Here is a 24,395-nt window from a genome sequence, read left to right on the forward strand (position 1 = left end):
TGAAGTGGAAACTTTGAGTTGGCGGCAGCCTGGAGACCGCCGCCGGTCTTTCGTCAGATCACGCCGCCATTGGCGCGCAGCGTCTGGCCGTTGATCCAGCCACCATCAGGACCGGCGAGGAAGGCAACCGCAGAAGCGATGTCTTCCGGTGTGCCGAGACGCTCCAGCGGGTTCATCTTCGCCATGCGGGCGACGAGTTCGTCCGACTTGCCGTTGAGGAAGAGGTCTGTGGCGACGGGACCGGGCGCGATGGCGTTGACGGTGATACCCCGACCGCGCATCTCCTTGGCCATGATCGCCGTCAGCGTTTCGACCGCGGCTTTGGTAGCGGCGTAGACGCCATAGGTTTCGAGCTTCAGGCCGACGACGGAGGTCGAGAAATTGATGACCCGGCCACCGTCACGCAGACGCTTGGCTGCCTCGCGCAACGTATTGAAGGTGCCCTTCAGATTGACGCCGATCTGCCGATCGAAATTGGCGTCATCGGCCTCGGCAAGCGAAGAGAGCATCATGATGCCGGCATTGTTGATAAGCACATCGACGCCGCCGAAAGCGGTTTCCGCAGCATCGAACATGCGGCGGACGGCTTCGGCGTCGCTGACATCGGCTTTCGCCGTCAGCGCCTTGCCGCCGGCCTGCTCGATCTCCTGGGCCAATTCCTCGGCCGGAGCGGCATTGCCGGAATAGTTGATGACGACGGTGAAACCGTCCTCGGCGAGGCGTCGGGCGACTGCCGCTCCAATGCCGCGGGAAGCGCCGGTGACCAGTGCCACCTTACCGTTTTCTTGGGAAGCCATTGTCCTTCTCCCTCATCCTGCGCCGCAGCGCGTTTTCGATGAGGAGAAGATGCACCTGTTCATTCTGCGGATAATCATGCATTCTTCGGCATCACTATCCGGGAAAAACGAACAAACAGATGGACAGATTTGATGCCATGCGCGTGTTTTGCCGTGTCGTGGAACGCCGCAGCTTCACGCTTGCCGCCGAGGACACTGGCCTGCCGCGCTCGACCGTCACCGATGCGATAAAGCAGCTCGAAGCCCGCCTCGGCGTGCGCCTGCTCCAGCGCACGACACGTCATGTCAGCCCGACGCTCGACGGCGAAGCCTATTACCAGCGCTGCCTGTCGATCCTTGCCGATATCGAGGATGCCGAAGGCGCTTTCGCCGGCGCCAAGCCGAAGGGCCTGCTGCGCGTCGATGTGCACGGCACGCTTGCCCGCCATTTCGTGCTGCCGAGCCTGCCGTCCTTTCTAGAGACCTATCCCGAGATCGAATTCTACATGAGCGAGGGCGACCGGCTGGTCGATCTTGTGCGCGAAGGCATCGATTGCGTGCTGCGCGTCGGCACGCCGCAAGACAGCGACATGGTCGCCCGGCGCGTCGCCATGCTCGACGAGGTGACACTCGCCTCCCCTGCCTATATCACCCGCCACCGCCTGCCGCACCACCCCGACCGGCTTGACGGCCATCGCATGGTCGGCTTCCGCTCCAGCAGCACCGGCAGTCTGCTGCCGCTCGAATTCATCGTCGACGGCACGGTGCATGACATCACCATTCCCGCCACCGTCGCGGTCAACGCCGCCGAAAGCTATATTTCAGCGGCGAGGATGGGCCTCGGCATGATCCAGATCCCGCGCTATCACGCCGAAAAGGACCTTGCCGAGGGTACGCTGGTCCATGTGCTCAAGGATTTTCCGCTGACCCCGACGCCGGTTTCCCTGCTCTACCCCCGTAACCGCCAGCTTTCGCCGCGCGTGCGCGTCTTCATCGACTGGCTGGTGAAGGTCTTCGCTCGACAAAATTCCGAAAACGCGCTTCACTAAAATGCGCCTTGCTAATATGAGCGCCCACGGAGAACGGCCATGGCACTCAACGATATCACCGTCTACCAGACGGAAGACGGCTTCGTCGTCGAATTCGGCGGCGAAGGCGAAGACAGCATTGCCGTGACGTTGCGCAGCACGCCTGAGCTGACGTCGGAAAATGCCGTCTTGCGTGCCAAGTCCCTGCTTGCCGCAGCGATCGAACCTGCCCATGGCGACGGCGCGCGCAGCAAGGACCCCGCTTTGCTCGAGGAAGAGCTGGAGGAGGGTCTGGAAGACTCCTTCCCGGCGAGCGACCCGGTCTCGGTCACATCACCCTCGATTCCGATGCGCGATCCGAACGCCGGCCGCTGATCCCGTCGCGCAAACGCATGAAACGGTTTTGGGATGACGATAAGCGCGGTGAATGTTATCTGCGTCTGATATGACCGATGGTGGAACGATATCAGGTGCGGTCGGCGCCGGCACCCTTACGGGCGAAAGCCTCAGGAAATTTTTCGAGCGCGATGCGATCACCGTCTCTCGCGACCTGCTCGGTTGCCATCTGACCGTGGATGGCGTCGGCGGACGCATCACCGAGACCGAAGCCTATTTCCCCGATGACGAGGCCTCGCACAGCTTCCGCGGCCCGACCAAGCGCAACGGCGCCATGTATGGCAAGCCGGGCAATGTCTATATCTACCGCATCTACGGCATGTACTGGTGCCTGAATTTCGTCTGTCATCCGGGTTCGGCTGCACTCATCCGCGCCCTGGAGCCGGAAACGGGAATCTCTGTGATGATGGAGCGGCGCGGCACCGATATGCTGACGTCGCTCTGCAGCGGCCCCGGCAAGCTCTGCCAGGCGCTCGGCATCGATATTGCGATCAATGACAGGCTGCTCGATCACCCGCCCTATGCGATCGCGCCGTCCGCACCGGTGCCGATCGTCTCGGGAAAACGCATCGGCATCACGAAAAATGCCGAAGCTCCATGGCGCTTCGGCATTCAGGGATCGCGTTATCTCAGCAAGCCGTTCCGCTAGAGCATGATGCCGAAAAGTGCGACGCGGCTTTCCATCCGGAACTGCGGCGACGCCTGGAGTTCATTCCATCACCGCGCTGTGGTCGACGGCAGGTGCTGCCTTCGGCTTGCGCAGCAATAGCACCAGCGGGATGACCCCAAGCGACATCAGCATCAACAGCTTGAAATCATCCATATAGGCAATGATCGTCGATTGCAGCGTGATGATCTCGTTGAGCGAAGCGCGGCCGGCCGCCGTCACCGGGCTGAGCCCCTGCGCCGCCACCGCATTGAAGCCGTGGTTGAACGGCGTCACATAGGCGGCGATCGATTCATGATTGCTCTGCGTGTTCTCGACGATCAGCGCCGAGACGATCGAGATGCCGACCGCCGAGCCGATGTTTCGCGACAAGTTGTAAAGACCGGTGCCGTCGCCGCGCATATGGGCGGGCAGCGTGGAAAAAGCGATCGTCGTCAGCGGCACGAACAGAAAGCCGAGACCGGCGCCCTGGATGAAGCCGACCGAGACGATCGTCCATTGCGAGACGTCGGGTGTCCAGCCGGTCATGTCGTACATCGCCCATGCGGTGAGCCCCAAACCGAGCGCCAGCAATGCGCGCGTATCAACTTTGCCGACCAGCCGCCCGACGATGAACATGCAGAGCATGGTGCCGAGCCCGCGCGGCCCCATGACGATGCCGGCTGTGATGACGGGATAGCCCATGAGAGTCTGCAGATAGGGCGTCATCAGCGCCAGTGAGGCGAGATAGGTAATGCCGACCACGAAGATGAAGATCATGCTGATCGAGAAGTTTTGATCGAGGAACAGCTTCGGGTTCACGAAGGATTTCTCCGCCGTCAGCGTATGCACGATCAGCAGATAGAAGGCTGAGGCGCAGATCAACGCCTCGAGCATGATCTCACCGGAAGAGAACCAGTCGAGCTGCTCGCCGCGGTCGAGGAAGAGCTGCAGCGCGGCGATGCCGAGGCTCATCATCCCGAAGCCGAACCAGTCCAGTTTGGCGCGCAGATCCCTCTTGGTCTCGGTGACGAAGACGACAATGCCCATGAAGGCCAGCGCGCCGATCGGCACGTTGATATAAAACACCCAGCGCCAGCTGATATTGTCGGTCAGCCAGCCGCCGATGACAGACCCAAGCACCGGCCCGACCATGACCGAGACGCCGAAAAGGGCCATCGCCGAGCCGCGCTCCTCGACGGTATAGATGTCGAGGAGGATGCCCTGGGAAAGCGGCACCAGCGATGCCCCAAACAGGCCCTGCAGGAGACGGAAGGCGACGATCTGGTTCAGCGATTGCGCCAGGCCACAGAGAACGGAGGCCGCCACGAAGCCGGCAATGGCGACGAGCAGCACGCGTTTGCGGCCGAACTTGGCGGCAAGAAAGCCCGACGGCGGCGTCATGATGGCTGCTGCGACGATATAGGAGGTCAGCACCCAGTTGATCTGGTCGGCGGAGGCCGACACGCTGCCCTGGATATAGGGCAGCGCCACGTTGGCGATCGTCGTGTCCAGCGCCTGCATGATGACGGCGAGAATGACGCAGGCCGTGATCGCACCGCGATTGGCAATCGGCGTCGCCGGAGAAGCGGGAGCGTTACTCATGATCCTTGCCCTGAGGCCGGCCCAGAAGCTTGTTGACGAAATCAGGCAGGCCGCGGGCATGGCCGGTCTCGACATCGACCACCGTGCTCATGCCGACGCGCAGCGGCGGCTTGCCGTCGGTGTCCTCGATGCTGACGCGCATCGGAATGCGCTGGACGACCTTCACCCAGTTGCCCGTAGTGTTCTGCGCCGGGAGCAGCGAGAAGCTGGAGCCGGAGGCCGGGCTGATGCTCTCGACCTTGCCCTTCCATGTCACGCCGGGATAGGTGTCGACATAGATATCGGCCGTCTGGCCGGGCTTGACATAGGTAAGCTCGGTTTCCTTCGGGCTGGCGGCGATCCACAGATGGTCAGAGGCAACAAGCGAGAAGGCCTGTTGCGAAGCCTGCAGGTAGGAGCCCACCTGCAGCGCGTTGACATTGGTGACGATGCCGTCGAACGGTGCCTTGACGACACTGTGGTCGAGTTCGCGCTGGGCACTGTCGACCTGCGACTTGGCCTGCAGGTAGAGCGGGTTTTCCTCGACCGGCTGGTCGGCATTGCCGCCGAGCTGGGCGAGTGTCGTTGCGGCTTCCGCCTTGGCGACGGCAACCTTCTGCTGCGCGGCTTCCAGATTGTGCTTGGCTTCGTCATAGGCAGACTGCGTCGCGCTGCCGTTGTTGACGAGGTTCTGCTGCCGGTCAAACTGATCCTGATAATAGGGCAGATCGGCTTGCGCCTGCGTGATCTCGGCAAGCGACTGCTGATAGCTGGCCTTGAGATTCATGATCTGGTTGCGCTGCGCGCCGAGCTGCGCCTTGGCGCCATCGAGCGCGATCTTGAAAGAATCCGACCGCAGGCTGAAGAGCACCTGTCCCGCCTTGACCGCCTCGTTCTCATGGACGTTGATCTGGTCGACGATACCCGAGACATCGGTGGTAAGCCCGACCATGTCGGCCTGGATATAGGCGTTGTCGGTCGACATCACCTGGCCGCCATTGACGTAATAATAACCGCCGACGACGAGCGCCACCGGCAGCAGCGCAAACAGGATCGGCCGCGTGAGACTGCGCCGGCGGCGGACCTTGTTGCCGCCAGGCGCAGCCACGGCGGCAGCCGGCGCTGAATTGGATGAAGGCGCTTCGGCTACCGTTTCCTGCTGTTTCGCTTGGTTTTCTTCGACAGGAGTCTTGGTCTTGGCATTGGCGTCGGCAACGACGCGGAGGGGGGATTGATCAGCCATCGTTCGTCTCATTCTCGTCAACCGGGCTCCGGCATGCCTGAACCAGGTTCGTCTTCATTACGGATAGGATGTGGAAAAGCAGCTCGCGCTGCTCGGCCGAGACGCCTTGCAACGCTTCTGCGCGGGTGGTGTCGCCGAGCTCGCGCATTTCGGCGAGCAACGGGTGCGCCTCGTCGCGCATATAGAGCAGCCAGATGCGCCGGTCGGTCGGGTGCTGGCGGCGCTCGATCAGCCCGCGCTCGGCGAGCTTGTCGAGAATGCGCACCAGCGTGATCGGCTCGACTTCCAGGATTTCGGCAAGGCCGCCTTGATGGATGCCTTCGTTATTCGAGAGATAGGCAAGCGTCTGCCATTGCGACCGGGTCAGCCCAAGGCACTTCGCGCGCTGCTCGAACCGCTTGCGCAGCAGCCGTGCGACGTCGTGGAGAAGGAAACCGAGGGTCGGAGTGGCGTTCATGAAAACCTGCGTCGTTATTTATAAGCATACTTATAATATCGGTAGATATATTGAGCATGCGCGCCGCACAAGGGCATGGATGGCAGATTCAACGGCAACGGCCAAAATGCCGCAGACCGGGTCAAGCATATCTGCGGTTCCTCCCTTTCTCTCGCACCGACGAGATCGACGATGATGTCTTTCATATTCTGGAACAGGGGCTCGACGGGGCCGAACTCGCCGCTCTCCCACCCGGCGGAGACGAGATCGTCGAGAGCTGATGCCCCCGGTAACGTTTTGATGGATTCCGGAATCGTTACCAATTGGCGTTTGCAATTTTTCGCCGCTGCCGTTTATAGTCCAATTCCATAGGGTTACGATTTTTCTGATGTGCATTGCGTGCCGGCCTTCCTTTTCCAAGGGATTGAACGCCGGGGGAATCATGGGGGCAGAGGCCCTCGTTCAAAGCAGCAAGACATGAACAGCATCACTTCATCTTGAGGTTGGCGGCAGTGAATCGGCCGTCGAGATTGGAGGACCGGTATGACTTACGCGCTTCGACAGATGATGGTGCTTGGCTGTATTGCCGCATTCATGCCTCTCCCCGCGCTGGCCCAGAGCGCCCCACCGCCCCCACCCGTCACCGTCGCCAAGCCGGTCGTTCGCGATGTCGTCGACAGCGACGAGTTCATCGGCCGTTTCGAGCCGGTCGACGAAGTCTCCGTTCGCTCGCGCGTCGGTGGTTACCTGCAGGAAATCCATTTCCAGGACGGCGCATTGGTCAAGCAGGGCGATCTGCTCTTCGTCATCGATCAGCGACCGTTCGTAACCGCCCTCAATCAGGCAAAGGCCACACTCGAATCGGCGCAATCCGCCCTTGTCTTTGCCGATGCGCAGTATAAGCGCACGCAATCGCTGACTTCGAGCGGCAGCCAGTCGGCCCAGACGCTGGATGATCGCCGCCGCGAATTCGATTCGGCCGAGGCCAATGTCCGCGGCGCACAGGCTGCAGCCGACCGCGCCTCTCTCGACATGGAATATACCGAGATCAAGGCGCCGCTCAGCGGTCGCATCGACCGCCGGCTGATCTCGGCCGGCAACCTCGTGCAGACCGATCAAACTGTGCTGACGACCATCGTTTCGCTCGATCCGATCGATTTCTATTTCGACGTCGATGAGCGCCGCCTGCTGAATTTCGCCGACACGGCGCGCAAACTGGGCAAGGATCTGCAGCAGGGCGGTGGCGGACTGGATGTGTCGGTCACGATCTCGGATCCCAGTGCCAAACCGTTCAAGGGAAAGCTCGATTTCGCCGAGAACCGGGTCGACAATGAGAGTGGCACCATTCGTCTCCGTGCCCGCTTCCCCAATCCTGATCTCGTCCTTCAGCCCGGCCTCTTCGGTCGCATACAGGTCGAAGCCTCCAACACCTACCAGGCCATTCTCGTCCCCGACGAGGCCATCGGTTCGGACCAGAATGAACGCGTCGTTTATGTCGTCGCCGAAGACGGCACGGTGTCGACCAAGCCGGTGAGACCCGGACCGCGGCTCTACGGCTACCGCGTCATACGCGAGGGCCTTGATGGCACCGAGACGATCATCGTCAACGGCCTGATGCGCGCCCGGCCGGGCGCAAAGATCACGCCTCAGATGACCGAACTGCCGCAGGAGCGGCAGGACGCTCCGCCGGAAACCGCCGGCGCGGAGAGCGGACAATGAGATTTGCTCATTTTTTCGTGGACCGGCCGATCTTTGCGGCCGTCATCTCGATCCTTCTTCTCGTCGTCGGCAGCATTGCCTACACGCAATTGCCGGTATCTCAATATCCCGAGATAGCGCCACCGACCATCGTCGTGCGCACCTCTTATCCGGGTGCCGACCCGCAGACGATCGCCGATACCGTTTCGACGCCGCTCGAACAACAGATCAACGGCGTCGAAGACATGCTTTATATGTCTTCTTACTCCAGCGCCGACGGCGCCATGTCGCTGACGATCACCTTCAAGCTCGGCACTGATCTCGACAAGGTCCAGGTGCTCGTCCAGAACCGCGTTTCCATCGCCCTTCCCCGTCTTCCCGAAGAAGTCCAGCGGCTTGGCGTGACCACCGACAAAAGCTCACCGGATCTGATGATGGTGGTGCACCTGCTGTCGCCGTCGCACCGCTATGACCAGCTTTACGTCTCGAACTACGCCCGCAACCGCATCCGCGACGTTCTGGTGCGCCTTGACGGCGTCGGCGACGTGCAGATCTTTGGCGAGCGCCAGTATTCGATGCGAATCTGGCTGGATCCGGAAAAGCTCTCCGCTTACGGGATGACATCCGATGACGTCGTCTCCGCATTGAGAGATCAGAACGTCCAGGTATCAGGCGGCAAGATCGGTGCCCCACCCGTTACCGGCAAGAATGCTTTCGAATATACGGTGCGAACGGACGGCCGCTTCTCCGACGTGCGCGAGTTCCGATATGTCATTGTGAAATCGACGACATCGGGCCGCCTCGTGCAGTTGCAGGATGTCGCCCGGATAGAACTCGGCGCACAGGATTACGTCACTAACAGTTATCTCAACAACGATCCCGCAGTTGCTCTCGGCATCTTCGCCCGGCCGGGAACCAACGCCCTGGACACGGCCCATCAAGTCCAGACGCTCATGAAGGACATATCCCAGAATTTCCCGCCGGGTCTGGAATATCGTATCGTCTACGACACGACCGAATTCATCTCGGATTCGATTACTGAGGTCTATAGAACCATTGCAGAAGCGGCCATCTTGGTGGCGATTGTCGTTCTTGTCTTCCTGCAATCCTGGCGAACCGCAATCATTCCGATCATTGCTATCCCGGTATCGCTGATCGGCACCTTCGCCGTTCTGCTCGCCTTCGGCTTCTCGCTCAACATGCTCACCCTGTTCGGTCTCGTGCTGGCGATCGGGATCGTCGTGGATGACGCGATCGTGGTGGTGGAAAACGTCGAGCGCAATCTGGCACGCGGCATGACGCCGAAGCAGGCGTCCCATGTCACAATGGACGAAGTTGGAACCGCCGTCGTCGCCATCTCGCTGGTGCTGATCGCCGTGTTCGTGCCGACAGCCTTCATTCCAGGCATCTCTGGCCAGTTCTACAGGCAGTTCGCAGTCACGATCTCCGTCACCACTGCAATTTCCGCCTTGAATTCGCTCACACTGTCGCCCGCCCTCGCAGGCATATTGCTGAAAACCCATGACCATGAAACCAAGCGCACGAATGTCGCATCCCGTCTGGGAAGAGGGCTGGCAGACGGCTTCAATCATGGATTCGATCGGCTGAGCTCCGGCTATTCATGGACCGTTCGGCATCTGGTCAGCAGTTGGGTGGGCTTGACAGCCGCGATGGTCACCTTCGTCTGCCTGCTTGGAGCGACCTGGTATATGGGCACGAAAGTTCCCGCGGGCTTTATCCCGACCATGGACCAGGGTTACGCCATCATCGTCATACAGCTACCCGACGGCGCGTCGCTCGCGCGTACCGATGCCGTCGTCAAACAGGTGGGCGATATCGCCCGCACCGTGCCCGGCGTCGGCAATGCCGTGCAATTTGCCGGCTTCAGCGGGGCCACGTTCACCAATGCCTCAAATGCCGGCGTCGTCTTCGTCCCGTTCAAATCCTTTGCCGAACGTGAAGAAGGCGGGGAGAACGCCAACAAGATCATCGGCGAGCTTTACGGAAAGCTGCAAAGCATCCAGGAAGCCTTCATCATTGCCATCCCACCGCCATCCGTGCGTGGCGTCGGTAATTCCGGCGGCTTCAAGATGCAGATCTCCGATCTCGAAAACGCCGACATGACGCGCGTCCTCGGCCTCGCCCGGCAAATGATGGGTGCGGCGGCAACGACCGAGGGGCTGACCGGCGTCTTTACGACATTCTCCGATGCAAGCCCACAATACTTCCTGGCGATCGACCGCGACAAGGCACGTTTCCTCAATGTGCCGATCCCCAATATCTTCAATGCCCTTTCTATCAATCTCGGCGTCGCCTATGTGAACGATTTCAATGCGTTCGGCCGCGTCTACCAGGTTCGCGCCCAGGCCGACCGGCAATACCGCATGGACCGGGAAGACATCCTTGCCCTCAAGGTTCGGTCGGCGACCGGGGCGCTGGTTCCGCTTGGAACCTTGATGGACATCCAGGATGCCAGCGGCCCGGCGCTTGTCCAGCGCTACAACATGTACGTCTCAGTGCCGCTTCAGGGCAATCCGACGCCGGGCACGTCGACGGGCGATGCCATTGCCAAGATGGAAGCACTGGCAGCCAAGATCCTGCCGCAGGGGACGACCTTCGAATGGACCGAACTCGCCTATCAGGAGACCCACACCGGCAACACCGCCATCTACATCTTCGCCCTGTCCGTCGTCTTCGTCTTCCTGGCGCTGGCGGCGCAATATGAAAGCTGGGTTCTGCCCCTCGCGATCATTCTCATTGTCCCGCTTGCGGTGCTCGCGGCGTTGATCGGGGTCTCGCTGAGGGGAATGGACAACAATGTCCTGACGCAGATCGGCCTGATCGTTCTGATCGGCCTTGCGGCCAAGAACGCCATCCTGATCGTCGAGTTCGCCAGGCAGGCGGAAGACGAGGGCAAGTCGCCGGTGGAGGCGGCCATCGAGGCGAGCCATCTTCGCCTGCGCCCGATCCTGATGACGGCATTCGCCTTCATCTTCGGTGTTCTGCCACTTGCCATCGCCACCGGCCCCGGCGCCGAAATGCGCCAGTCGCTCGGCACCGCCGTCTTTTCGGGCATGCTCGGCGTGACGATCTTCGGCCTGTTCCTGACGCCGGTCTTCTACGTCGTGCTGCGCGGCTGGCGCCGCAAGCGGCCGGCCACTGTAGAACCAGCGAAGACTGAGCCGGTCGAGGAAGGGGTCGTCTGAGACGATCCCACCCGGCTCTGAGGAAACAGGGCACAGAGGTCAGGTCGAAAACAGATGCACCTTGCCCTGCCACAAGCGGGCGACGGTGAGTTTGCCGCTGCGATAGGCGCGCGTATCGAGATTGAGCCGCCTCGGCCGTATATCGGGTTTGTCGTTCGGCGTATGGCCGTGAACGACGAGTTTTGGCAACGGCACCCGGCTTTCGAGAAACCGCTGGCGGATGAGGACCAGATCCTCATCCGTCTGCCTGTCGAGCGGCAGTTTCGGATTGATGCCGGCATGCACGAAAATCACGCTTGGGGTTTCCAGCAGGACAGGCATCGCCCGCATGAAATCGATATGCGTACGCGGCAGCGACTGGCGGATGAAGACATCGAGCTTCGCGCCGGTGGGGAAGACCAGGGGCAGATGCTCCGGATCGAGGCCATAGGATTTGAGCAGCTCCGCTGACCCCATCTGCATCCAATCGTCATAGGAGATCCAGCCGTCGATATAGTCGAGCATGGCGATTTCGTGATTGCCGGCAAGGCAGATGCGGTCGAATCCATCGGGCGGTGGCTCCATGAGATGGGCGATGACCTGTGACGATTCGGGGCCGCGGTCGATATAGTCGCCGAGCGTGACGATCAGCTTACGCCCGGGCAACTGCGCGCCATCGCGCAGGATCGCCGCCTCGGCTTTCACAAGCAGATCGTACCGACCGTGAATATCGCCGATCGCATAGGTTGGGATAGCGGCAATATCTAGCGTCAGACGCGGTCTCGGCTGGCGCGCCATTTTCGAAACCTCGCTGTTGCGAGCACGAGAGTCGCTCATCATATTTCTCGATCAAGGAAGCCCCACTTCACCGTAAGTAGAGTAAAGGACAAGGCAATCAAGCTGGTAAGAAAATTCAAAGCACACGGGTTTTGTAGAAAAACCGGCCTTATCATTCGAGGGGCAATCCCTCACTCCTATATCCATCGAGAAAAGAGTGACCGATGGGAACGGTATCGCAGTTTCATCAGAGCCTGAGGCCTCCCGCGCATCGCATCGAAAGCGAAGAGGAGGCGATATCCACGGCCCGCGACCTCGCCGCCGCATTCCGGCATCAGGCGAGCGAGCGCGATATCAACCGCATCCTGCCTTTTGCCGAGCTTGACGCGCTGTCGGTATCGGGGCTGACGGCAATCGCCGTACCGCCCGACCATGAAGGGCTCGACGTGTCGAACGCCCTGCTCGCCGAAATCGTTGCAATCATCGCCGAGGGCGATGCCTCGATCGGTGAGGCGCTGGAAAATCATTTCTGTGCGCTGGAAACGCTGCGCACCCGGGCTGCCGAGGATTTGAAGGCATCGCTATTTGCCCGTGTGCTGCTCGGCGACCGCTTTTCGGCCGCTACCTTCACCGACGGGGCCGAGCTTACGGCCGAAGGTCCGGGCTACCGCCTGAGTGGGCGCACGCGGCAGGCGGCCGGTATTCTATTCGCCGACTGGATCGCCGCTGCCGCCACCGCCCCGCCCAGCCGCCCGGTGACGCTCTATCTCGCACGCGATGATGAAGGCGTGCAGGTGGTCGACGATTGGGACGGCTTCGGCCAGCGCACCAATGGCTCGGCGACGGCGATCGTCGCCACGCTTCACCTCAATGCAGATGCGATTGCCCCTGCCCCCTCGTCCGGATATTCGACCGGCATCTCGCTCGGCCTGCTGCTCAAGGCAGGCGTCAGCCTGGGCATCGCGCGCGCCGCATGGAGCGACCTGATGACCGCGATTGGCGATCCCAGCGCGACCGTCCTCCCCCGGATCGGCGAGCGCGCCATCCGCATCGAAGCGACGGCGGCAGCCTTGGAACGGGCTGGCCGCAAACTCGACATTGCCCAGGTCAATCCTGTGGAGGCCGCAATGGCAGACGCGCATTTTTCCGCCTCAGCGGCCGCGATCCTTGCCGGAGAAACGGCGCTCGACACAGCAAACGCGCTGTTTGAACTTGCAGGGGAAACATCGGCAGGCATCGGGCTTAATCTCGACCGCCATTGGCGCAATGCCCGCATTCACGCGCTATCGCTGCCGCGGGAAAAGCTGGTGCATACCGCAGGCGAATATATGTCGAAGGTCGGCGGCGCCTAATCAGCTGGCGGCGGAGATCGGGAATTGTTCCTTGGCGCCTTCGATACGGCCGCCGTCGGCGACGAACTGCTCGAGGGTCATATTGTCGAGAATATCGGCGATCGCGTCCCGAACATCGGTCATCGAGCGCCGCACCTGACAGGTTTCCGGATCGGCACAGTCGTCGCAGGCCTCGTAAGCCGTGCGGCTGGCGCAGCGGATCGGCGCTAAGGGTCCGTCGAGCGTGCGGATGACATGGCCGATGCGGATTTCGGAGGCCGGCCGCGACAGAGAATAACCGCCGCCCGGTCCCTTCTTTGAACGCAGGATGCCGACATTGCGCAGTTCGAGCAGGATGGTATCGAGAAACTTCTTCGGGATATTGTTACGGGCGGCGATGTCATTGATGAAGGCAGTCTCGCCCGGCGCCAGCCGCGCCAGGTCGACCAGCGCCTTCAGCCCGTATTTTCCCTTTTTCGTCAACATCGTCGTCGCCCTGTAGAAATCGCAGTATTTATCCTGCCAATAGCAGGCAAATAGCGTCAAAAGCGTGAACATACAACAAAATAGCTATTATTTATAGCTTGTATCGGCAACGTCCACAGAAACGCCCGGCAGCCTTGAGAAAGACCGACCGCCGCGCGCCCTGCCGGCAGTCTCGGTCAGATCGTCTTCAGCATGCCGCCATCGACGAAATAGGTCGAGCCGATGCAATAGCTCGCACGCTCCGAACTCAGGAAGACGAAGACGTTTGCCAGCTCCTCCGGTGTGCCGAAGCGTTTGGAGGCGGCGTGCTCGTTGGCGACGCTCTGCAGGTAGCCTTCCCAGTTCCCGCCGGTTTCGGCCGTCAATTGTTTGGCAGTCTTGATCCAGTCAGGCGTCAGGATCAGGCCGGCATTGACGCAGTTGACACGGATATTGTCCTTGATGAGTTCGGTCGAGAGCGTCTTCGAAAACATCATCAGCGCCGACTTGCTGACATTGTAGATCGGCTCGTACCAGAGCGGCTGAACGGCACAGATCGAGGCATTGTGCAGGATCACACCGCCGCCGCGCCCCTTCATCTGCGGGGCGATGCCGCGCGCCAGCCGCACGGCGGCCATCACATGCAAGTCCCAATAGGTCTGCCACTTCTCGTCGGGTGCCTCCATCACCGTCTCGTTCGATCCGGTGCCGGCATTGTTGATGAGGATATCGGCGCCGCCTTTTTCGGCCGCCGCCGCTATGATCGCCTCGGTTCCCGCAACCGTCGCCACATCGGCGACAACAGCAACGGTGCTGACCCCGCACGTCTCTGCGATACGGGCGGCTTCCACCTCGAGGCGCTCGCCAACGCGGGCCGCCAGCACGAGGTCGGCGCCCTCAGCCGCCAGTCCTTCGGCGATCGCCAGCCCGATGCCGACCGACGCACCTGTTATGACGGCAGTCTTTCCCTTCAACCCGAGATCCATGTCTTCCTCCGCAAACGGCCGGAGATCCCGGCCTGATGTGCCGAGTGTTCCGCCAATGAATCCCGGCGTCAAGCGCCTGAACTCCTCTTGCGGCAGGCTCCGATCTGTCGCATGCCTGCATCAACAGGATGGGAGGAGTTTCATGCGACGTTATTCAGCCTGCATAGAGTGGCTGTTTGCCGAAGAAGGCGACAGCTTTCCCGATCGCATCCGCCACGCCCATGCGGCCGGCCTGACGGCGATCGAATTCTGGCGCTGGACCGACAAGGATTTGGAAGTGATCGACGCGACGCTGAAGGAAACCGGCCTTGCCGTCTCCAGCCTCGTCGCCGAACCGATGATTGCGCTGACCGACGCCGCCAACCGGCAGGCCTGGCTGAAAGGTCTTGCGGAATCCGTCACTGTCGCGAAACGTCTCGGCGCGCCGGTACTGATCGCCCAGGCGGGCGACGATCTCCCGGGCTTGACCCGCGAAGAACAGCGCCGGGCGCTCACCGAAACGCTGAGAGCCGGCGCCGATATCCTCAAAGGCAGCGGTGTCCGCCTCGGCGTCGAGCCGCTCAATATCCGCATCGACCATGTCGGCTATTTCCTCGATTCGACCCGGGAGGGCCTCGACATCATCGATGACGTCGCCCGCCCCGAGATCGGCATCGTCTACGACATCTACCATTCCGCCGTGATGGACGAACGCACCGAAGAGGTGCTGAACGGCCGCCTCGACCGTATCATCCACGTCCATGTCGCCGATCACCCCGGCCGCAACGAACCGGGTTCCGGCGGCATCGACCTTGCTCACCGCCTCGGCTGGATTTTCGCCAACGGCTATGACGGCGCCGTCGGTCTGGAATACCGGCCGACCAGGCCCGGCGCGGACGCGGTCAAGGCCGCGATCGCTTCGCTCGGCGGCTAGGCTTCAGCGATGTCGAGGTGCCGCCGCACGAAGTACTGATCCTGCCGCTCGATGCCTGAAATCAGGATCCGGATGAACTGGCGCCCTCGGCGAAGGCCTCAAGCTCGGGATCAAAATCGACGTCGACGACATTGTTGAAGACGGCGGTGGCCAGCATGATGCCGGCGAAGGCGACGAGATCAACGAGCACTTTGGTCTCGTAGCGCTCTTTCAGATTTGCCCAGAGTTCAGCGGGAACGGCGTTGGAATCGGCGACGATCGCCTTGCCGAAGGCGTCGAGCAGCGCTTCTTCGTCGGAAAGCTCGAGCGCGTCGGGATTGAAGCCCTTGTTGCTCAGCGCCCGGCGGAAGAAGGTGATGGCGATTTTCGATTTCGCCGCCTTCGAGATCGCATGCGAGAAAATCCAGATCGCCCGGTCGTTGATCGCGGGATCGAGTTCGGCGCGCAGCGTGAACCACTCTGCATAGATGCGGTGGGCCGCCGGCGAGTGCAGCAGCGTCCGCTTCATGTTGGTCATGCGCCCGCGCAACCTGACTTCCTCGTCATGCGCCGCACGAATCTCTTCTGAAGCGGTGTCGTAGTCGATTTGCGGGAGGTGGCTCATCGGGGTCCCGTTCTTTCCTTAGGCGCACAGAAGCTATCGGTGCGGAGATGTCGTGTGGCTGCGCAACGGCGAATCCGCTCGGCCGCCGCCCGGCGCCCGTCTGCTGCATATTTCCTTAAATCAGAATCGATTTAAGGATAAATTATGCAGCAATTCAGAAGTGCTACAGCGTCCTTTGCGCGTCCGAAAAGACGCGCGACGCTGTAGACTGATCAAATCGAAGCTGGAGGCAAGGCATGAGCGACGACCACGAGCATCATCATGTCGACTGGCGGGAACATGGCGTCAAGGTCATTCCCGGCAATTCGCTCGATCCGAACACCGCGCAGACGCCAGGCATGAACCGCGCGACCGCGATCAATAACGCGCGCGCCGGCGCCGAGAAGATCTGGGCGGGAACGGTGACGATCCATGCCAATGCCAAGACAGGCGCCCATCACCACGGCGATCTCGAAAGCATCATCTACGTGGTCAAGGGCAAGGCCCGCATGCGCTGGGGCGAGCATCTGGAATATACCGCCGAGGCCGGCCCCGGCGACTTCATCTACGTTCCGCCCTATGTGCCGCATCAGGAGATCAACGCCAGCCGCGACGAGACGCTGGAATGCGTGCTCGTCCGCTCAGGCCAGGAACCGGTCGTCGTCAATCTCGACATCGAGCCGGTCGAAAAGCCGGAAGACGTCGCGTGGATCGACCCGATCCATCGCTAAACCATGCCACGTTGAGCGAGCGCAGGTGAGATCCTGCGCCGCCAAAAGTTCTGCATGGCTCCTTGTGCGGCAAGGCCCCTTCAAGCGTGAACGATGCCGGCGCCACTCATGGCAGGATTCTCGATGATCCGGCCGGTATCGGCGGCATAGAGGTGGATCTGGTCGTAATCGATCGCGATGCCGATCGGATCGCCCGACTTCACCTTCACCGCCTCGGTCAGCGCCACGGCAAAGGGCAGCCCATCGAAATCGGCGTGCACGACGCGGCTGGCGCCGAGCTCTTCGATGAAATCGGCCGTTGCGGTGAGGGCGCCGGGCGCATCCGGGGCCACCAGCCGGGCGGCTTCGGCGCGCATGCCGAGTACGACGCGTTTGCCTTTCAGCGGCGCGGCGCGTTCGCGCGGCAGCGCGACCTTGCGGCTCTGATCGTAGACGAAGACGCCCTCGTCATTGATCGTACCCTCGAGCAGGTTCATCGCCGGCGTGCCGACGAAGCCCGCGACGAAGCGCGAGACCGGATGATGATAGACCTCTTCCGGCGTGCCGACCTGCTCCACCCTGCCGCCGTTCATCACCACCAGCCGATCGGCCAGCGTCATCGCTTCGGTCTGGTCATGCGTAACGAAGATCGAAGTGGCGCCGAGGCGGCGGTGCAAGCGGCGGATTTCGGCGCGCATGGCGATGCGCAGCTTGGCGTCGAGGTTCGACAGCGGTTCGTCGAAGAGAAACACCTTCGGTTCGCGGATCATCGCGCGGCCCATGGCGACGCGCTGGCGCTGACCGCCGGAAAGAGCGGCCGGTCGGCGTTCGAGGAAGGGTTCGAGGCTGAGCGCCTTGGCGACCTCGCCGATGCGCCGGCTCCGCTCCGCCTTCGAGACGCCGGCCACCTTCAATGCGTAGCCGATATTCTCGGCAACGCTCATATGCGGATAAAGCGCATAGTTCTGGAACACCATGGCACAGCCGCGCTCGCGCGGTTCCAGCTGGTTGACGACGCGGCCGTCAATGGCGATTTCACCGCCAGTGATTTCCTCGAGGCCCGCGATCATGCGCAGCAGCGTGGACTTGCCGCAGCCGGACGGGCCGAGGATGACGATGAACTCGCCGGACTGGATGTCGAGATCGACGCCGTGAACGACGGGATTCTTGCCGTAGTTTTTCTTCACGCCACGAATGGAGATCGGTGCCAAGGGAATACTCCTTCACTTCTCGGTGGAGATAAGGCCGCGTACGAACCAGCGCTGCATCAAAATGACGAGGATCAATGGCGGCGACATGATGATCAGGGTTCCGGCCATGGCGACGTTCCAGTCGGGCAGACCGAATTCAGACGGGATGAGAGTCTTGAGCTGCGTCACGGCGATGCCGAATTTCGGATCGGTGGTGATCAGCAGCGGCCAGAGATACTGATTCCAGGCCCAGACGAACATGATGGTGAAGAGCGCGATCATGTTTGGCCGCGAAAGCGGTAGCAGAATATCCCAGAAGAACCGGACCGGGCCTGATCCGTCCATCTTCGAGGCCTCAGCAAGTTCGTCCGGAACCGTCAGGTAGAACTGCCGGTATAGGAAGGTGCCGGTCGCGGTCGCGACCAGTGGCAGAACGAGACCAGGATAGGAATTCAGCAGGCCCCATTCGAGCTTGATCTGGAAGCCGGTGATCTGCGCGACGAGCCAGCTTATGCCGGTAAAGTCGAGGATCGTCTGGAAAGGTTGCAGCGCGTTGGCCGCAATCGAATAGGTCGGCACGATGCGGACTTCCAGCGGCAGCATCAGCGTGATGAAGATGATCCAGAAAATCACGTAGCGGCCACGGAAGCGGAAGTAGACGATCGAGAAAGCTGCCATGGAAGACAGCATGACTTTGCCGGCACCGACCGTTGCGGCGAAGATGATGCTGTGGAACAGCTTGTTGCCGAGATCGGCGCGAACCCAGGCGGTCTCAGCGTTTTCCCAGAAATGCGAGCCCGGAGTGAGCGGCAGCGGCACACGATTGACCGTCTCCAGATCCAGCGTCGACGCGAAGATGACGATGGCGAAAGGTAAAAGCGCGATCACCATGCCGAGCGCGAGAAGCGTATAGCAGATGAAGTTGAATATCGGCGTGCGTTCGATCATATCCGCGACCTCACTTGTAGTGCACGCGCCGCTCGATGAAGCGGAACTGGAAGATGGTGAGAAGGACAACGAGCACCATCAGGATGATGGATTGCGCTGCGGCGCCCGAATAATCGAGACCTCTGAAGCCGTCGAAATAGATCTTGTAGACCATGAGCTCGGTGGCGCGCGCCGGGCCGCCCTGCGTCATGACGTCGACGATACCGAAGGAATCCTGGAAGCTCTCGGTGATGTTGATGACGAGCAGGAAGAACAGCGTCGGCGTCAGCAGGGGCAGCTGGATATCCCAGATCCGGCGCATCGGCCCCGAACCATCCATTGCGGCGGCCTCGATCAGCGAGCGCGGAATGCCTTGCAGCGCCGAGAGGAAGAAGATGAAGTTGTAGCCGATATATTTCCAGGAGAAGGCGACAATGACGGCGATCATCGCATCCTTGCCGTCGAGTGCGGGGTTCCAGAGGCCGGGCCAGACGTGGTTGATAACCGACAGAAGGCCGGCTTCCGGCGCCAGGATGAAGCGGAAGGCGAGGCCAAGAGCGGGAGCGGCAATTGCGTAAGGCCAGATGAAGACGGACCGGTAGACTTTGTGGCCACGCAGTTCACGATCTGTCAAAAGCGCCAGGATGAGCGCCAGCCCCATGGCAATGGCCGTCGAGCTGAAGCCAAAGATCATGCTGCGGGTGATCGAATCCCAATAGATCGGATCGGTGAGCAGCTGTCTGAAATTGTCGAAACCGACCCAGGCATTGCCGCCGCCCCATGGCTGCTCGAGCGTGAACGCCCAATAGAGCGCCTGTGCACTCGGCCAATAGAAGAAGACGAAGATCAGCAACAACATCGGAAATGCGAAGAGCAGTCCGATCGTTGTTGAGGAGAAAGTGACGCGCTTTTCCATGAGTGGTCGTTTTCGTCCTGGTTTGGTTTAAAGCATGTCGCGCAAAAGTGCGCAGCGGTTTTGCGGTAACGACATGCGTCGAAATAAAGATCTAAAGCGCGAGCGGCGCGCTTTAGGCGCGGGCGGCGAGTTCGCATCCGCGGCCGACTAAAGAACTTGCAAAGACGCACCCGGCGCGCGAAACGCGGGCCGGGTGCGGCTCATATCAACCGATCAGGGGAGCTGAACGTTCTTGTAGGTCTGCTGGAAGCGGCGCAGCAGCGTATTGCCGCGTTCGGCAGCGCCGTCGAGCGAAGCCTGGACATCGGCATTGTTGACGAAGATTGCCTGCAGACCATTGGCGATTTCGGTGCGGACCTGCAGCAGGCCACCGAGACGGATGCCGTGCGGAGCCGCGTCGCCAGCCGGGGTAGCGGTCAGGCTCTGAATGGCGAGTTCGCGGCCGGCATAAGGAGCCTTATCGTAGAAGCCCTGCTTCTTCAGATATTCGAAGCCGGAGTTACGAACCGGGATGTAGCCGGTAACGGTCGACCAGGTAAGAGCTTCTTCCGGCTTTGCGATGAAGTTGAAGAAGGCAGCGGCAGCCTTGTATTCAGCGTCGGAATGACCCTTCAGAACCCAGAGCGAAGCGCCGCCGACGTAAGAGCTGTGACGGGTTGCGTCGCCGTAGGTCGGGAGCATGGAAACGCCCCAGTTCATGCCTTGCTTGGCGGTGCGGCCAACATTGCCGTGGTCGCCAACCGAGGTCAGGATGACCTGGCAATCGCCAGCGGCAAAGGCTTCGACGAAGGTCTGGCCGACAGCCTTGTTCTTGATGACGGCAAGCTTGTTGTCGTACCAGGACTTGAGGTCCTTGACGTAGCTGACGAGAAGCGCGTTCTTGTTGAACACCAGCTCGCCGTCGAGACCTTCAAAGCCGTTCTTCTTCGTGGCGATTGCTTCGCCGTTTACGGCTTCGAACTGCTCGATATACTGCCAGACTTCGTTGTTGGAAATGTCAAAGCCGAGCGGGCAAGCATAGCCTGCGTCCTTCAGAGCCTTGAGGTCCTCGCCTGCTTCCTTCCAGGTTGCCGGAGCATGATCCTTGCCGATCTTGGCGAAGGCGTCCTTGTTCCAGTAGAGCAGAGCGGTCGAGGAGTTGAAGGGGAAGGAGTACATCTCGCCCTTCGAGGTCGCGTAGTAGCCGGAGATACCGGAGAAATAATCGTTCCAGTCGACGGTGTAGCCCATGTCGGCCATCAGCTTGTTGGCCGGGTAGTAGGCGCCGGAGAGCATGATGTCGAGCGTGCCGGCGTCGGAGACCTGGGCGATGGTCGGCTGCTTGCCGGCGCGGAAGGCAGCGATGGTGTTCTGCAGGGACGCGTCGTAGCTGCCCTGGCTGGTGCAGACGACTTCGTAGTCGGCCTGCGACTGGTTGAAGCGATCGCACTGCTCCTGGACACGCTTTGCAATGTCACCGGAATTGCCGAACCAGAAGTCGATCTTGGTCTTATCGGCGGCGGCAGCGGGACCAGCAAGAAACGCTGTAGCGAGAAGGGCGCCAACGGCGCCGAGAAGCTTGGCTTGCATGAGAACCTCGAACGTAAAAGGGACGCGCACTTTCAGCGCACGCCCTATTAGCTGGTTCAAATTGCGTCTACCAATGAAGATTACATGACATGAAATGATCGAAACCCAGTTGTCACAAAACCTTCATACAATTGTTATTCGCCAATCTCGGGGAAATATTTATAGAAATTTCGCCAATTTCTTCAGCATGCAGTCAATAAATTACGTCTATATTCGAAACAATGGATTCTTAGGGGATATTTAATATTTATTTATATTACGACGGAGTGCCACTATTCGCCTGCTCCGCTGCAACGAAACTTGCGAAATCACTGACATTTTTGCCGTTGCACTGGTGTGCAACCTCAGGATTTAGGCTTCAGGATTGAAGGGAATCCTTCAGGATCGCCGCAAAACGCGGATCGAATGCACGGCTGATCGGTCCGGCGGCAGCACCAAGCGCCACCGACCAGGGATCGGCCATGCCGGGCTGCAGGCGCGGCAGCGTCCGGCCACGATGCTGGGCGATCGAGGGTAGCAACGGGCCGATTGCCGCAATCAACCTGTTCACCAGCGCTTCCGGCGCGCTGCCGCAGAGGATCACCGTCTGCGGATCGAACAGCGTCTCAAGGAGATGGATGCTCCAGCGCAGATCCACTGCTGCCGCCTCGACCCAGGCGTGGATGCTTTGATCGCCCCTTAAGGCGAGATCGTTGATCCGTGCATAAAGGCCGGGATCGGCGGGATCGATCGACAGATGCTGGTAGAGCGAGGCGAGCGAAGCGCGATGTTCGAGCGGCGTCGATTTGCCGTCGGCAAACAGCAGTGCCATGCCGATCTCGCCGGCATTGCCGTTGGTGCCGCGGTAAAGCTCGCCGTTCAGAATGAGGCCAGCGCCGATGCCATAACCGACGAAGAGGCAGACGGCATGGTCGAGGCCATGGGCGGCTCCCACCATGCGCTCGGCGGTCGCCGCCGCCGCCGCGTCGTTTTGCAGGCCGACATCGAGCCCGGTGCCGGCAGTCAGCGTTTCCAACAACGGAAATTTCTGCCAGGCCTCCATCATCCACGGATCGTCGCCGCTGCCGGCAACCCCGAAAGGCCCTGGCATGGCGGCGCCGAGACCAACCAGCCGCTTTTCCGACTGCTGGACGATCCCGGCAAGTTTTGACCGCACGCCGGCGACGAGATCGAGGATGACCTTCGTCCCGTTCGACGGACCGCCTGGTGGGAGGCCGGCCTCATCGCGCACGAGAACGCTACCGACCAGATCGACGGCGACCGCCCGCGTCACATGCCGGTCGATCTGCAGGCCGATCGCAAAGGCGCCCTCTGGCACCAAGCCGTAGGGTGTCGACGGCTGGCCCCTGCCCCTCCTCACCGCCTCCTGTGAACTGACGAGACCGTCGCGCTCGAGTTCCTCGATGATATTCGACACCGTCTGTTTGGTCAGCCGCGTCGCCCGTGCCAGATCGGCGCGTGAAAGCGCACCGTTGATCCTCAGCGCATCGATCATCACGCGCCGGTTATGCGCGCTGGTGCCTTCGTGATTGGTGCCGCTCTTGGCGCGGATCGGGCGGATGTCATTCATGTGCAATTCCCTCTTGACTCCAATAGAATGTTGAAGAAGTAATAAGTCAAGACACTTGACTTAATGAGGAACCGGAGAGTTCCAGGGAACGCAGGAGCCGGGCAACGGCTCCGACGACGCTCCGAGACGACGAACCGGCACGTTTTCGCGCGTGCCTTCTCGAACACCGATGGCGGAGGACCGCCCTCGGCAATGCGTAAATGTCAAAAACTGGAGGCTGCAATGCTGAAATCCTTTAACAAGACGCTTCTGGGTGCGGCCTTGATCGGCGCATCCCTTGCGCCGCACGCTTTCGCCGAAACGACGCTGAACGCGCTTTTCATGGCGCAGGCCGCCTATAGCGAGGCCGATGTGCGCGCCATGACCGACGCCTTCGCCAAGGCGAACCCCGACATCAAGGTCAATCTCGAATTCGTTCCCTATGAAGGTCTGCACGACAAGACGGTGCTGGCGCAAGGTTCCGGCGGCGGCTACGACGTCGTCCTCTTCGACGTCATCTGGCCGGCCGAATATGCCACCAACAAGGTGCTGGTCGACGTCTCCTCTCGCGTCACCGACGAGATGAAGAAAGGCGTGCTGCCGGGCGCCTGGACCACTGTGCAATATGATAGCAAATATTACGGCATGCCGTGGATCCTCGACACCAAATACCTGTTCTACAACAAGGAAATCCTCGAAAAGGCCGGCATCAAGACCCCGCCCAAGACCTGGGACGAACTGACCGAACAGGCAAAGACGATCAAGGACAAGGGCCTGCTCGCTACCCCGATCGCCTGGAGCTGGTCGCAAGCCGAAGCCGCGATCTGCGATTACACCACGCTCGTCAGCGCCTTTGGCGGCGATTTCCTGAAGGACGGCAAGCCAGCCTTCCAGACCGGCGGCGGCCTCGATGCATTGAAATACATGGTCTCCAGCTATTCCTCCGGCCTGACCAATCCGAATTCCAAGGAATTCCTGGAAGAGGACGTCCGCAAGGTCTTTGAAAACGGCGATGCCGCCTTCGCGCTGAACTGGACCTACATGTACAACATGGCCAACGATCCGAAAGACAGCAAGGTCGCAGGCAAGGTCGGCGTCGTGCCGGCGCCGGGTGTTGCCGGCAAGAGCGAGGCTTCGGCCGTCAACGGCTCGATGGGCCTCGGCATCACCTCGGCCAGCAAGCATCCTGATGAGGCCTGGAAATACATCACCTTCATGACCTCGCAGGCGACGCAGAATGCCTATGCCAAGCTCAGCCTGCCGATCTGGGCGTCCTCCTATGAGGACCCGGCCGTCACCAAGGGCCAGGAAGAGCTGATCTCCGCCGCCAAGATCGGCCTTGCGGCCATGTATCCGCGTCCGACAACGCCGAAATATCAGGAGCTCTCGACCGCGCTGCAGCAGGCGATCCAGGAATCGCTGCTCGGCCAGTCCTCTCCCGAGGACGCGCTGAAGTCGGCCGCCGACAATAGCGGCCTCTGAGCAAA

Annotated in this window: 22 protein-coding genes; 9 read left to right on the top strand and 13 right to left on the bottom strand. The window is 61.0% G+C overall.

The genetic code is table 11. The annotated features are described in order from the left end of the window. Positions 1-53: 53 nt before the first annotated feature. Positions 54-797 carry an SDR family oxidoreductase gene (locus tag CUJ84_RS17815; protein ID WP_105007183.1) on the bottom strand — a complete coding sequence of 248 codons (744 nt, stop codon included), beginning with the start codon at positions 795-797 and terminating at the stop codon, positions 54-56. A 119-nt stretch (positions 798-916) separates the two neighbouring features. Here CUJ84_RS17815 and CUJ84_RS17820 point away from each other — a divergent pair, with 119 nt between their 5' ends. Genes CUJ84_RS17820 through CUJ84_RS17830 form a run of 3 tightly spaced genes read left to right on the top strand, consistent with a single transcriptional unit; the run spans position 917 to position 2,849 of the window. Next, positions 917-1,825 (top strand): LysR family transcriptional regulator, encoded by a 909-nt coding sequence (locus CUJ84_RS17820; RefSeq protein WP_105007184.1) that lies wholly within the window; start codon positions 917-919, stop codon positions 1,823-1,825. A 39-nt stretch (positions 1,826-1,864) separates the two neighbouring features. Then, positions 1,865-2,179, top strand: coding sequence for a hypothetical protein (locus CUJ84_RS17825; protein WP_105007185.1), 315 nt, complete (start codon positions 1,865-1,867; stop codon positions 2,177-2,179). Positions 2,180-2,231: 52 nt separating this feature from the next. Then, positions 2,232-2,849, top strand: a complete 618-nt coding sequence (locus tag CUJ84_RS17830) for a DNA-3-methyladenine glycosylase (RefSeq protein ID WP_105007186.1) — start codon at positions 2,232-2,234, stop codon at positions 2,847-2,849. A 60-nt stretch (positions 2,850-2,909) separates the two neighbouring features. On the opposite strand, the gene CUJ84_RS17835 is transcribed toward CUJ84_RS17830, so the two are convergent. Genes CUJ84_RS17835 through CUJ84_RS17845 form a run of 3 tightly spaced genes read right to left on the bottom strand, consistent with a single transcriptional unit; the run spans position 2,910 to position 6,130 of the window. Further along, positions 2,910-4,451: a DHA2 family efflux MFS transporter permease subunit gene (locus CUJ84_RS17835; protein ID WP_105007187.1), complete on the bottom strand. Its 1,542-nt coding sequence runs from the start codon at positions 4,449-4,451 to the stop codon at positions 2,910-2,912. Continuing rightward, complete coding sequence (locus CUJ84_RS17840) at positions 4,444-5,673, bottom strand: HlyD family secretion protein (RefSeq protein WP_105007188.1); 1,230 nt, start codon at positions 5,671-5,673, stop codon at positions 4,444-4,446. The genes CUJ84_RS17835 and CUJ84_RS17840 overlap by 8 nt, the downstream gene beginning before the upstream one ends. Beyond that, positions 5,666-6,130 carry a MarR family winged helix-turn-helix transcriptional regulator gene (locus tag CUJ84_RS17845; protein ID WP_012758726.1) on the bottom strand — a complete coding sequence of 155 codons (465 nt, stop codon included), beginning with the start codon at positions 6,128-6,130 and terminating at the stop codon, positions 5,666-5,668. Before CUJ84_RS17845 ends, CUJ84_RS17840 begins: the two co-directional genes overlap by 8 nt. A 522-nt stretch (positions 6,131-6,652) precedes the next feature. Between CUJ84_RS17845 and CUJ84_RS17855 the strand changes: the two genes are divergently transcribed. Both CUJ84_RS17855 and CUJ84_RS17860 read left to right on the top strand, forming a co-directional pair. Continuing rightward, complete coding sequence (locus CUJ84_RS17855) at positions 6,653-7,828, top strand: efflux RND transporter periplasmic adaptor subunit (protein ID WP_105007189.1); 1,176 nt, start codon at positions 6,653-6,655, stop codon at positions 7,826-7,828. Beyond that, entirely contained in the window at positions 7,825-11,013 is a 3,189-nt protein-coding gene (locus CUJ84_RS17860; RefSeq protein ID WP_105007190.1) for an efflux RND transporter permease subunit, read from the top strand. Before CUJ84_RS17855 ends, CUJ84_RS17860 begins: the two co-directional genes overlap by 4 nt. Before the next feature lie 39 nt (positions 11,014-11,052). On the opposite strand, the gene CUJ84_RS17865 is transcribed toward CUJ84_RS17860, so the two are convergent. Further along, positions 11,053-11,829 carry a metallophosphoesterase family protein gene (locus CUJ84_RS17865; protein ID WP_199788723.1) on the bottom strand — a complete coding sequence of 259 codons (777 nt, stop codon included), beginning with the start codon at positions 11,827-11,829 and terminating at the stop codon, positions 11,053-11,055. 164 nt (positions 11,830-11,993) lie between these two features. Between CUJ84_RS17865 and CUJ84_RS17870 the strand changes: the two genes are divergently transcribed. After that, positions 11,994-13,121, top strand: coding sequence for a monooxygenase (locus tag CUJ84_RS17870; protein ID WP_105007191.1), 1,128 nt, complete (start codon positions 11,994-11,996; stop codon positions 13,119-13,121). Here CUJ84_RS17870 and CUJ84_RS17875 read toward each other — a convergent pair whose 3' ends face one another. Together CUJ84_RS17875 and CUJ84_RS17880 are read right to left on the bottom strand one after the other, a co-directional pair. Further along, a complete protein-coding gene (locus CUJ84_RS17875) occupies positions 13,122-13,586 on the bottom strand; it encodes an RrF2 family transcriptional regulator (protein ID WP_027683323.1) in 465 nt (154 codons plus the stop codon). It abuts the gene before it with no gap. A 176-nt stretch (positions 13,587-13,762) separates the two neighbouring features. Continuing rightward, entirely contained in the window at positions 13,763-14,551 is a 789-nt protein-coding gene (locus CUJ84_RS17880) for an SDR family NAD(P)-dependent oxidoreductase (protein WP_105007192.1), read from the bottom strand. 142 nt (positions 14,552-14,693) lie between these two features. Here CUJ84_RS17880 and CUJ84_RS17885 point away from each other — a divergent pair, with 142 nt between their 5' ends. After that, positions 14,694-15,464 carry a TIM barrel protein gene (locus CUJ84_RS17885; RefSeq protein ID WP_105007193.1) on the top strand — a complete coding sequence of 257 codons (771 nt, stop codon included), beginning with the start codon at positions 14,694-14,696 and terminating at the stop codon, positions 15,462-15,464. Positions 15,465-15,525: 61 nt separating this feature from the next. On the opposite strand, the gene CUJ84_RS17890 is transcribed toward CUJ84_RS17885, so the two are convergent. Continuing rightward, entirely contained in the window at positions 15,526-16,068 is a 543-nt protein-coding gene (locus tag CUJ84_RS17890; protein ID WP_105007194.1) for a hypothetical protein, read from the bottom strand. Between the two features lie 236 nt (positions 16,069-16,304). Here CUJ84_RS17890 and CUJ84_RS17895 point away from each other — a divergent pair, with 236 nt between their 5' ends. Further along, complete coding sequence (locus tag CUJ84_RS17895) at positions 16,305-16,778, top strand: cupin domain-containing protein (RefSeq protein ID WP_027683319.1); 474 nt, start codon at positions 16,305-16,307, stop codon at positions 16,776-16,778. Positions 16,779-16,858: 80 nt separating this feature from the next. Here the strand turns inward: CUJ84_RS17895 and CUJ84_RS17900 are convergent, their stop codons facing one another. From CUJ84_RS17900 to CUJ84_RS17920, 5 genes are all read right to left on the bottom strand, one after another. Next, positions 16,859-17,968 carry a sn-glycerol-3-phosphate import ATP-binding protein UgpC gene (locus CUJ84_RS17900; RefSeq protein WP_105007195.1) on the bottom strand — a complete coding sequence of 370 codons (1,110 nt, stop codon included), beginning with the start codon at positions 17,966-17,968 and terminating at the stop codon, positions 16,859-16,861. Positions 17,969-17,980: 12 nt separating this feature from the next. Next, on the bottom strand, positions 17,981-18,895 hold the full coding sequence (locus tag CUJ84_RS17905) for an ABC transporter permease subunit (RefSeq protein WP_105007196.1): 915 nt from the start codon (positions 18,893-18,895) through the stop codon (positions 17,981-17,983). Positions 18,896-18,905: 10 nt separating this feature from the next. Then, entirely contained in the window at positions 18,906-19,790 is an 885-nt protein-coding gene (locus CUJ84_RS17910) for a carbohydrate ABC transporter permease (RefSeq protein ID WP_018446921.1), read from the bottom strand. A gap of 213 nt (positions 19,791-20,003) precedes the next feature. Next, positions 20,004-21,359: an extracellular solute-binding protein gene (locus CUJ84_RS17915; protein WP_105007197.1), complete on the bottom strand. Its 1,356-nt coding sequence runs from the start codon at positions 21,357-21,359 to the stop codon at positions 20,004-20,006. A 358-nt stretch (positions 21,360-21,717) separates the two neighbouring features. Then, complete coding sequence (locus tag CUJ84_RS17920) at positions 21,718-22,929, bottom strand: ROK family transcriptional regulator (protein ID WP_105007198.1); 1,212 nt, start codon at positions 22,927-22,929, stop codon at positions 21,718-21,720. A gap of 222 nt (positions 22,930-23,151) precedes the next feature. Between CUJ84_RS17920 and CUJ84_RS17925 the strand changes: the two genes are divergently transcribed. After that, the gene (locus tag CUJ84_RS17925) at positions 23,152-24,390 is read left to right on the top strand and encodes an extracellular solute-binding protein (RefSeq protein ID WP_018243352.1); all 1,239 of its coding nucleotides are present in this window, start codon (positions 23,152-23,154) and stop codon (positions 24,388-24,390) included. Positions 24,391-24,395: the final 5 nt, after the last annotated feature.

Origin of the sequence: Rhizobium leguminosarum (assembly GCF_002953715.1) — a bacterium.
GTDB lineage: Bacteria > Pseudomonadota > Alphaproteobacteria > Rhizobiales > Rhizobiaceae > Rhizobium > Rhizobium leguminosarum_V.

Excerpts from the sequence above, each read along its gene's own strand:
- CUJ84_RS17815 (WP_105007183.1), bottom strand. The coding sequence starts at position 797 with ATGGCTTCCCAAGAAAACGGTAAGGTGGCACTGGTCACCGGCGCTTCC.
- CUJ84_RS17820 (WP_105007184.1), top strand. The coding sequence starts at position 917 with ATGGACAGATTTGATGCCATGCGCGTGTTTTGCCGTGTCGTGGAACGC.
- CUJ84_RS17825 (WP_105007185.1), top strand. The coding sequence starts at position 1,865 with ATGGCACTCAACGATATCACCGTCTACCAGACGGAAGACGGCTTCGTC.
- CUJ84_RS17830 (WP_105007186.1), top strand. The coding sequence starts at position 2,232 with ATGTTATCTGCGTCTGATATGACCGATGGTGGAACGATATCAGGTGCG.
- CUJ84_RS17835 (WP_105007187.1), bottom strand. The coding sequence starts at position 4,451 with ATGAGTAACGCTCCCGCTTCTCCGGCGACGCCGATTGCCAATCGCGGT.
- CUJ84_RS17840 (WP_105007188.1), bottom strand. The coding sequence starts at position 5,673 with ATGGCTGATCAATCCCCCCTCCGCGTCGTTGCCGACGCCAATGCCAAG.
- CUJ84_RS17845 (WP_012758726.1), bottom strand. The coding sequence starts at position 6,130 with ATGAACGCCACTCCGACCCTCGGTTTCCTTCTCCACGACGTCGCACGG.
- CUJ84_RS17855 (WP_105007189.1), top strand. The coding sequence starts at position 6,653 with ATGACTTACGCGCTTCGACAGATGATGGTGCTTGGCTGTATTGCCGCA.
- CUJ84_RS17860 (WP_105007190.1), top strand. The coding sequence starts at position 7,825 with ATGAGATTTGCTCATTTTTTCGTGGACCGGCCGATCTTTGCGGCCGTC.
- CUJ84_RS17865 (WP_199788723.1), bottom strand. The coding sequence starts at position 11,829 with ATGAGCGACTCTCGTGCTCGCAACAGCGAGGTTTCGAAAATGGCGCGC.
- CUJ84_RS17870 (WP_105007191.1), top strand. The coding sequence starts at position 11,994 with ATGGGAACGGTATCGCAGTTTCATCAGAGCCTGAGGCCTCCCGCGCAT.
- CUJ84_RS17875 (WP_027683323.1), bottom strand. The coding sequence starts at position 13,586 with ATGTTGACGAAAAAGGGAAAATACGGGCTGAAGGCGCTGGTCGACCTG.
- CUJ84_RS17880 (WP_105007192.1), bottom strand. The coding sequence starts at position 14,551 with ATGGATCTCGGGTTGAAGGGAAAGACTGCCGTCATAACAGGTGCGTCG.
- CUJ84_RS17885 (WP_105007193.1), top strand. The coding sequence starts at position 14,694 with ATGCGACGTTATTCAGCCTGCATAGAGTGGCTGTTTGCCGAAGAAGGC.
- CUJ84_RS17890 (WP_105007194.1), bottom strand. The coding sequence starts at position 16,068 with ATGAGCCACCTCCCGCAAATCGACTACGACACCGCTTCAGAAGAGATT.
- CUJ84_RS17895 (WP_027683319.1), top strand. The coding sequence starts at position 16,305 with ATGAGCGACGACCACGAGCATCATCATGTCGACTGGCGGGAACATGGC.
- CUJ84_RS17905 (WP_105007196.1), bottom strand. The coding sequence starts at position 18,895 with ATGATCGAACGCACGCCGATATTCAACTTCATCTGCTATACGCTTCTC.
- CUJ84_RS17910 (WP_018446921.1), bottom strand. The coding sequence starts at position 19,790 with ATGGAAAAGCGCGTCACTTTCTCCTCAACAACGATCGGACTGCTCTTC.
- CUJ84_RS17915 (WP_105007197.1), bottom strand. The coding sequence starts at position 21,359 with ATGCAAGCCAAGCTTCTCGGCGCCGTTGGCGCCCTTCTCGCTACAGCG.
- CUJ84_RS17920 (WP_105007198.1), bottom strand. The coding sequence starts at position 22,929 with ATGAATGACATCCGCCCGATCCGCGCCAAGAGCGGCACCAATCACGAA.
- CUJ84_RS17925 (WP_018243352.1), top strand. The coding sequence starts at position 23,152 with ATGCTGAAATCCTTTAACAAGACGCTTCTGGGTGCGGCCTTGATCGGC.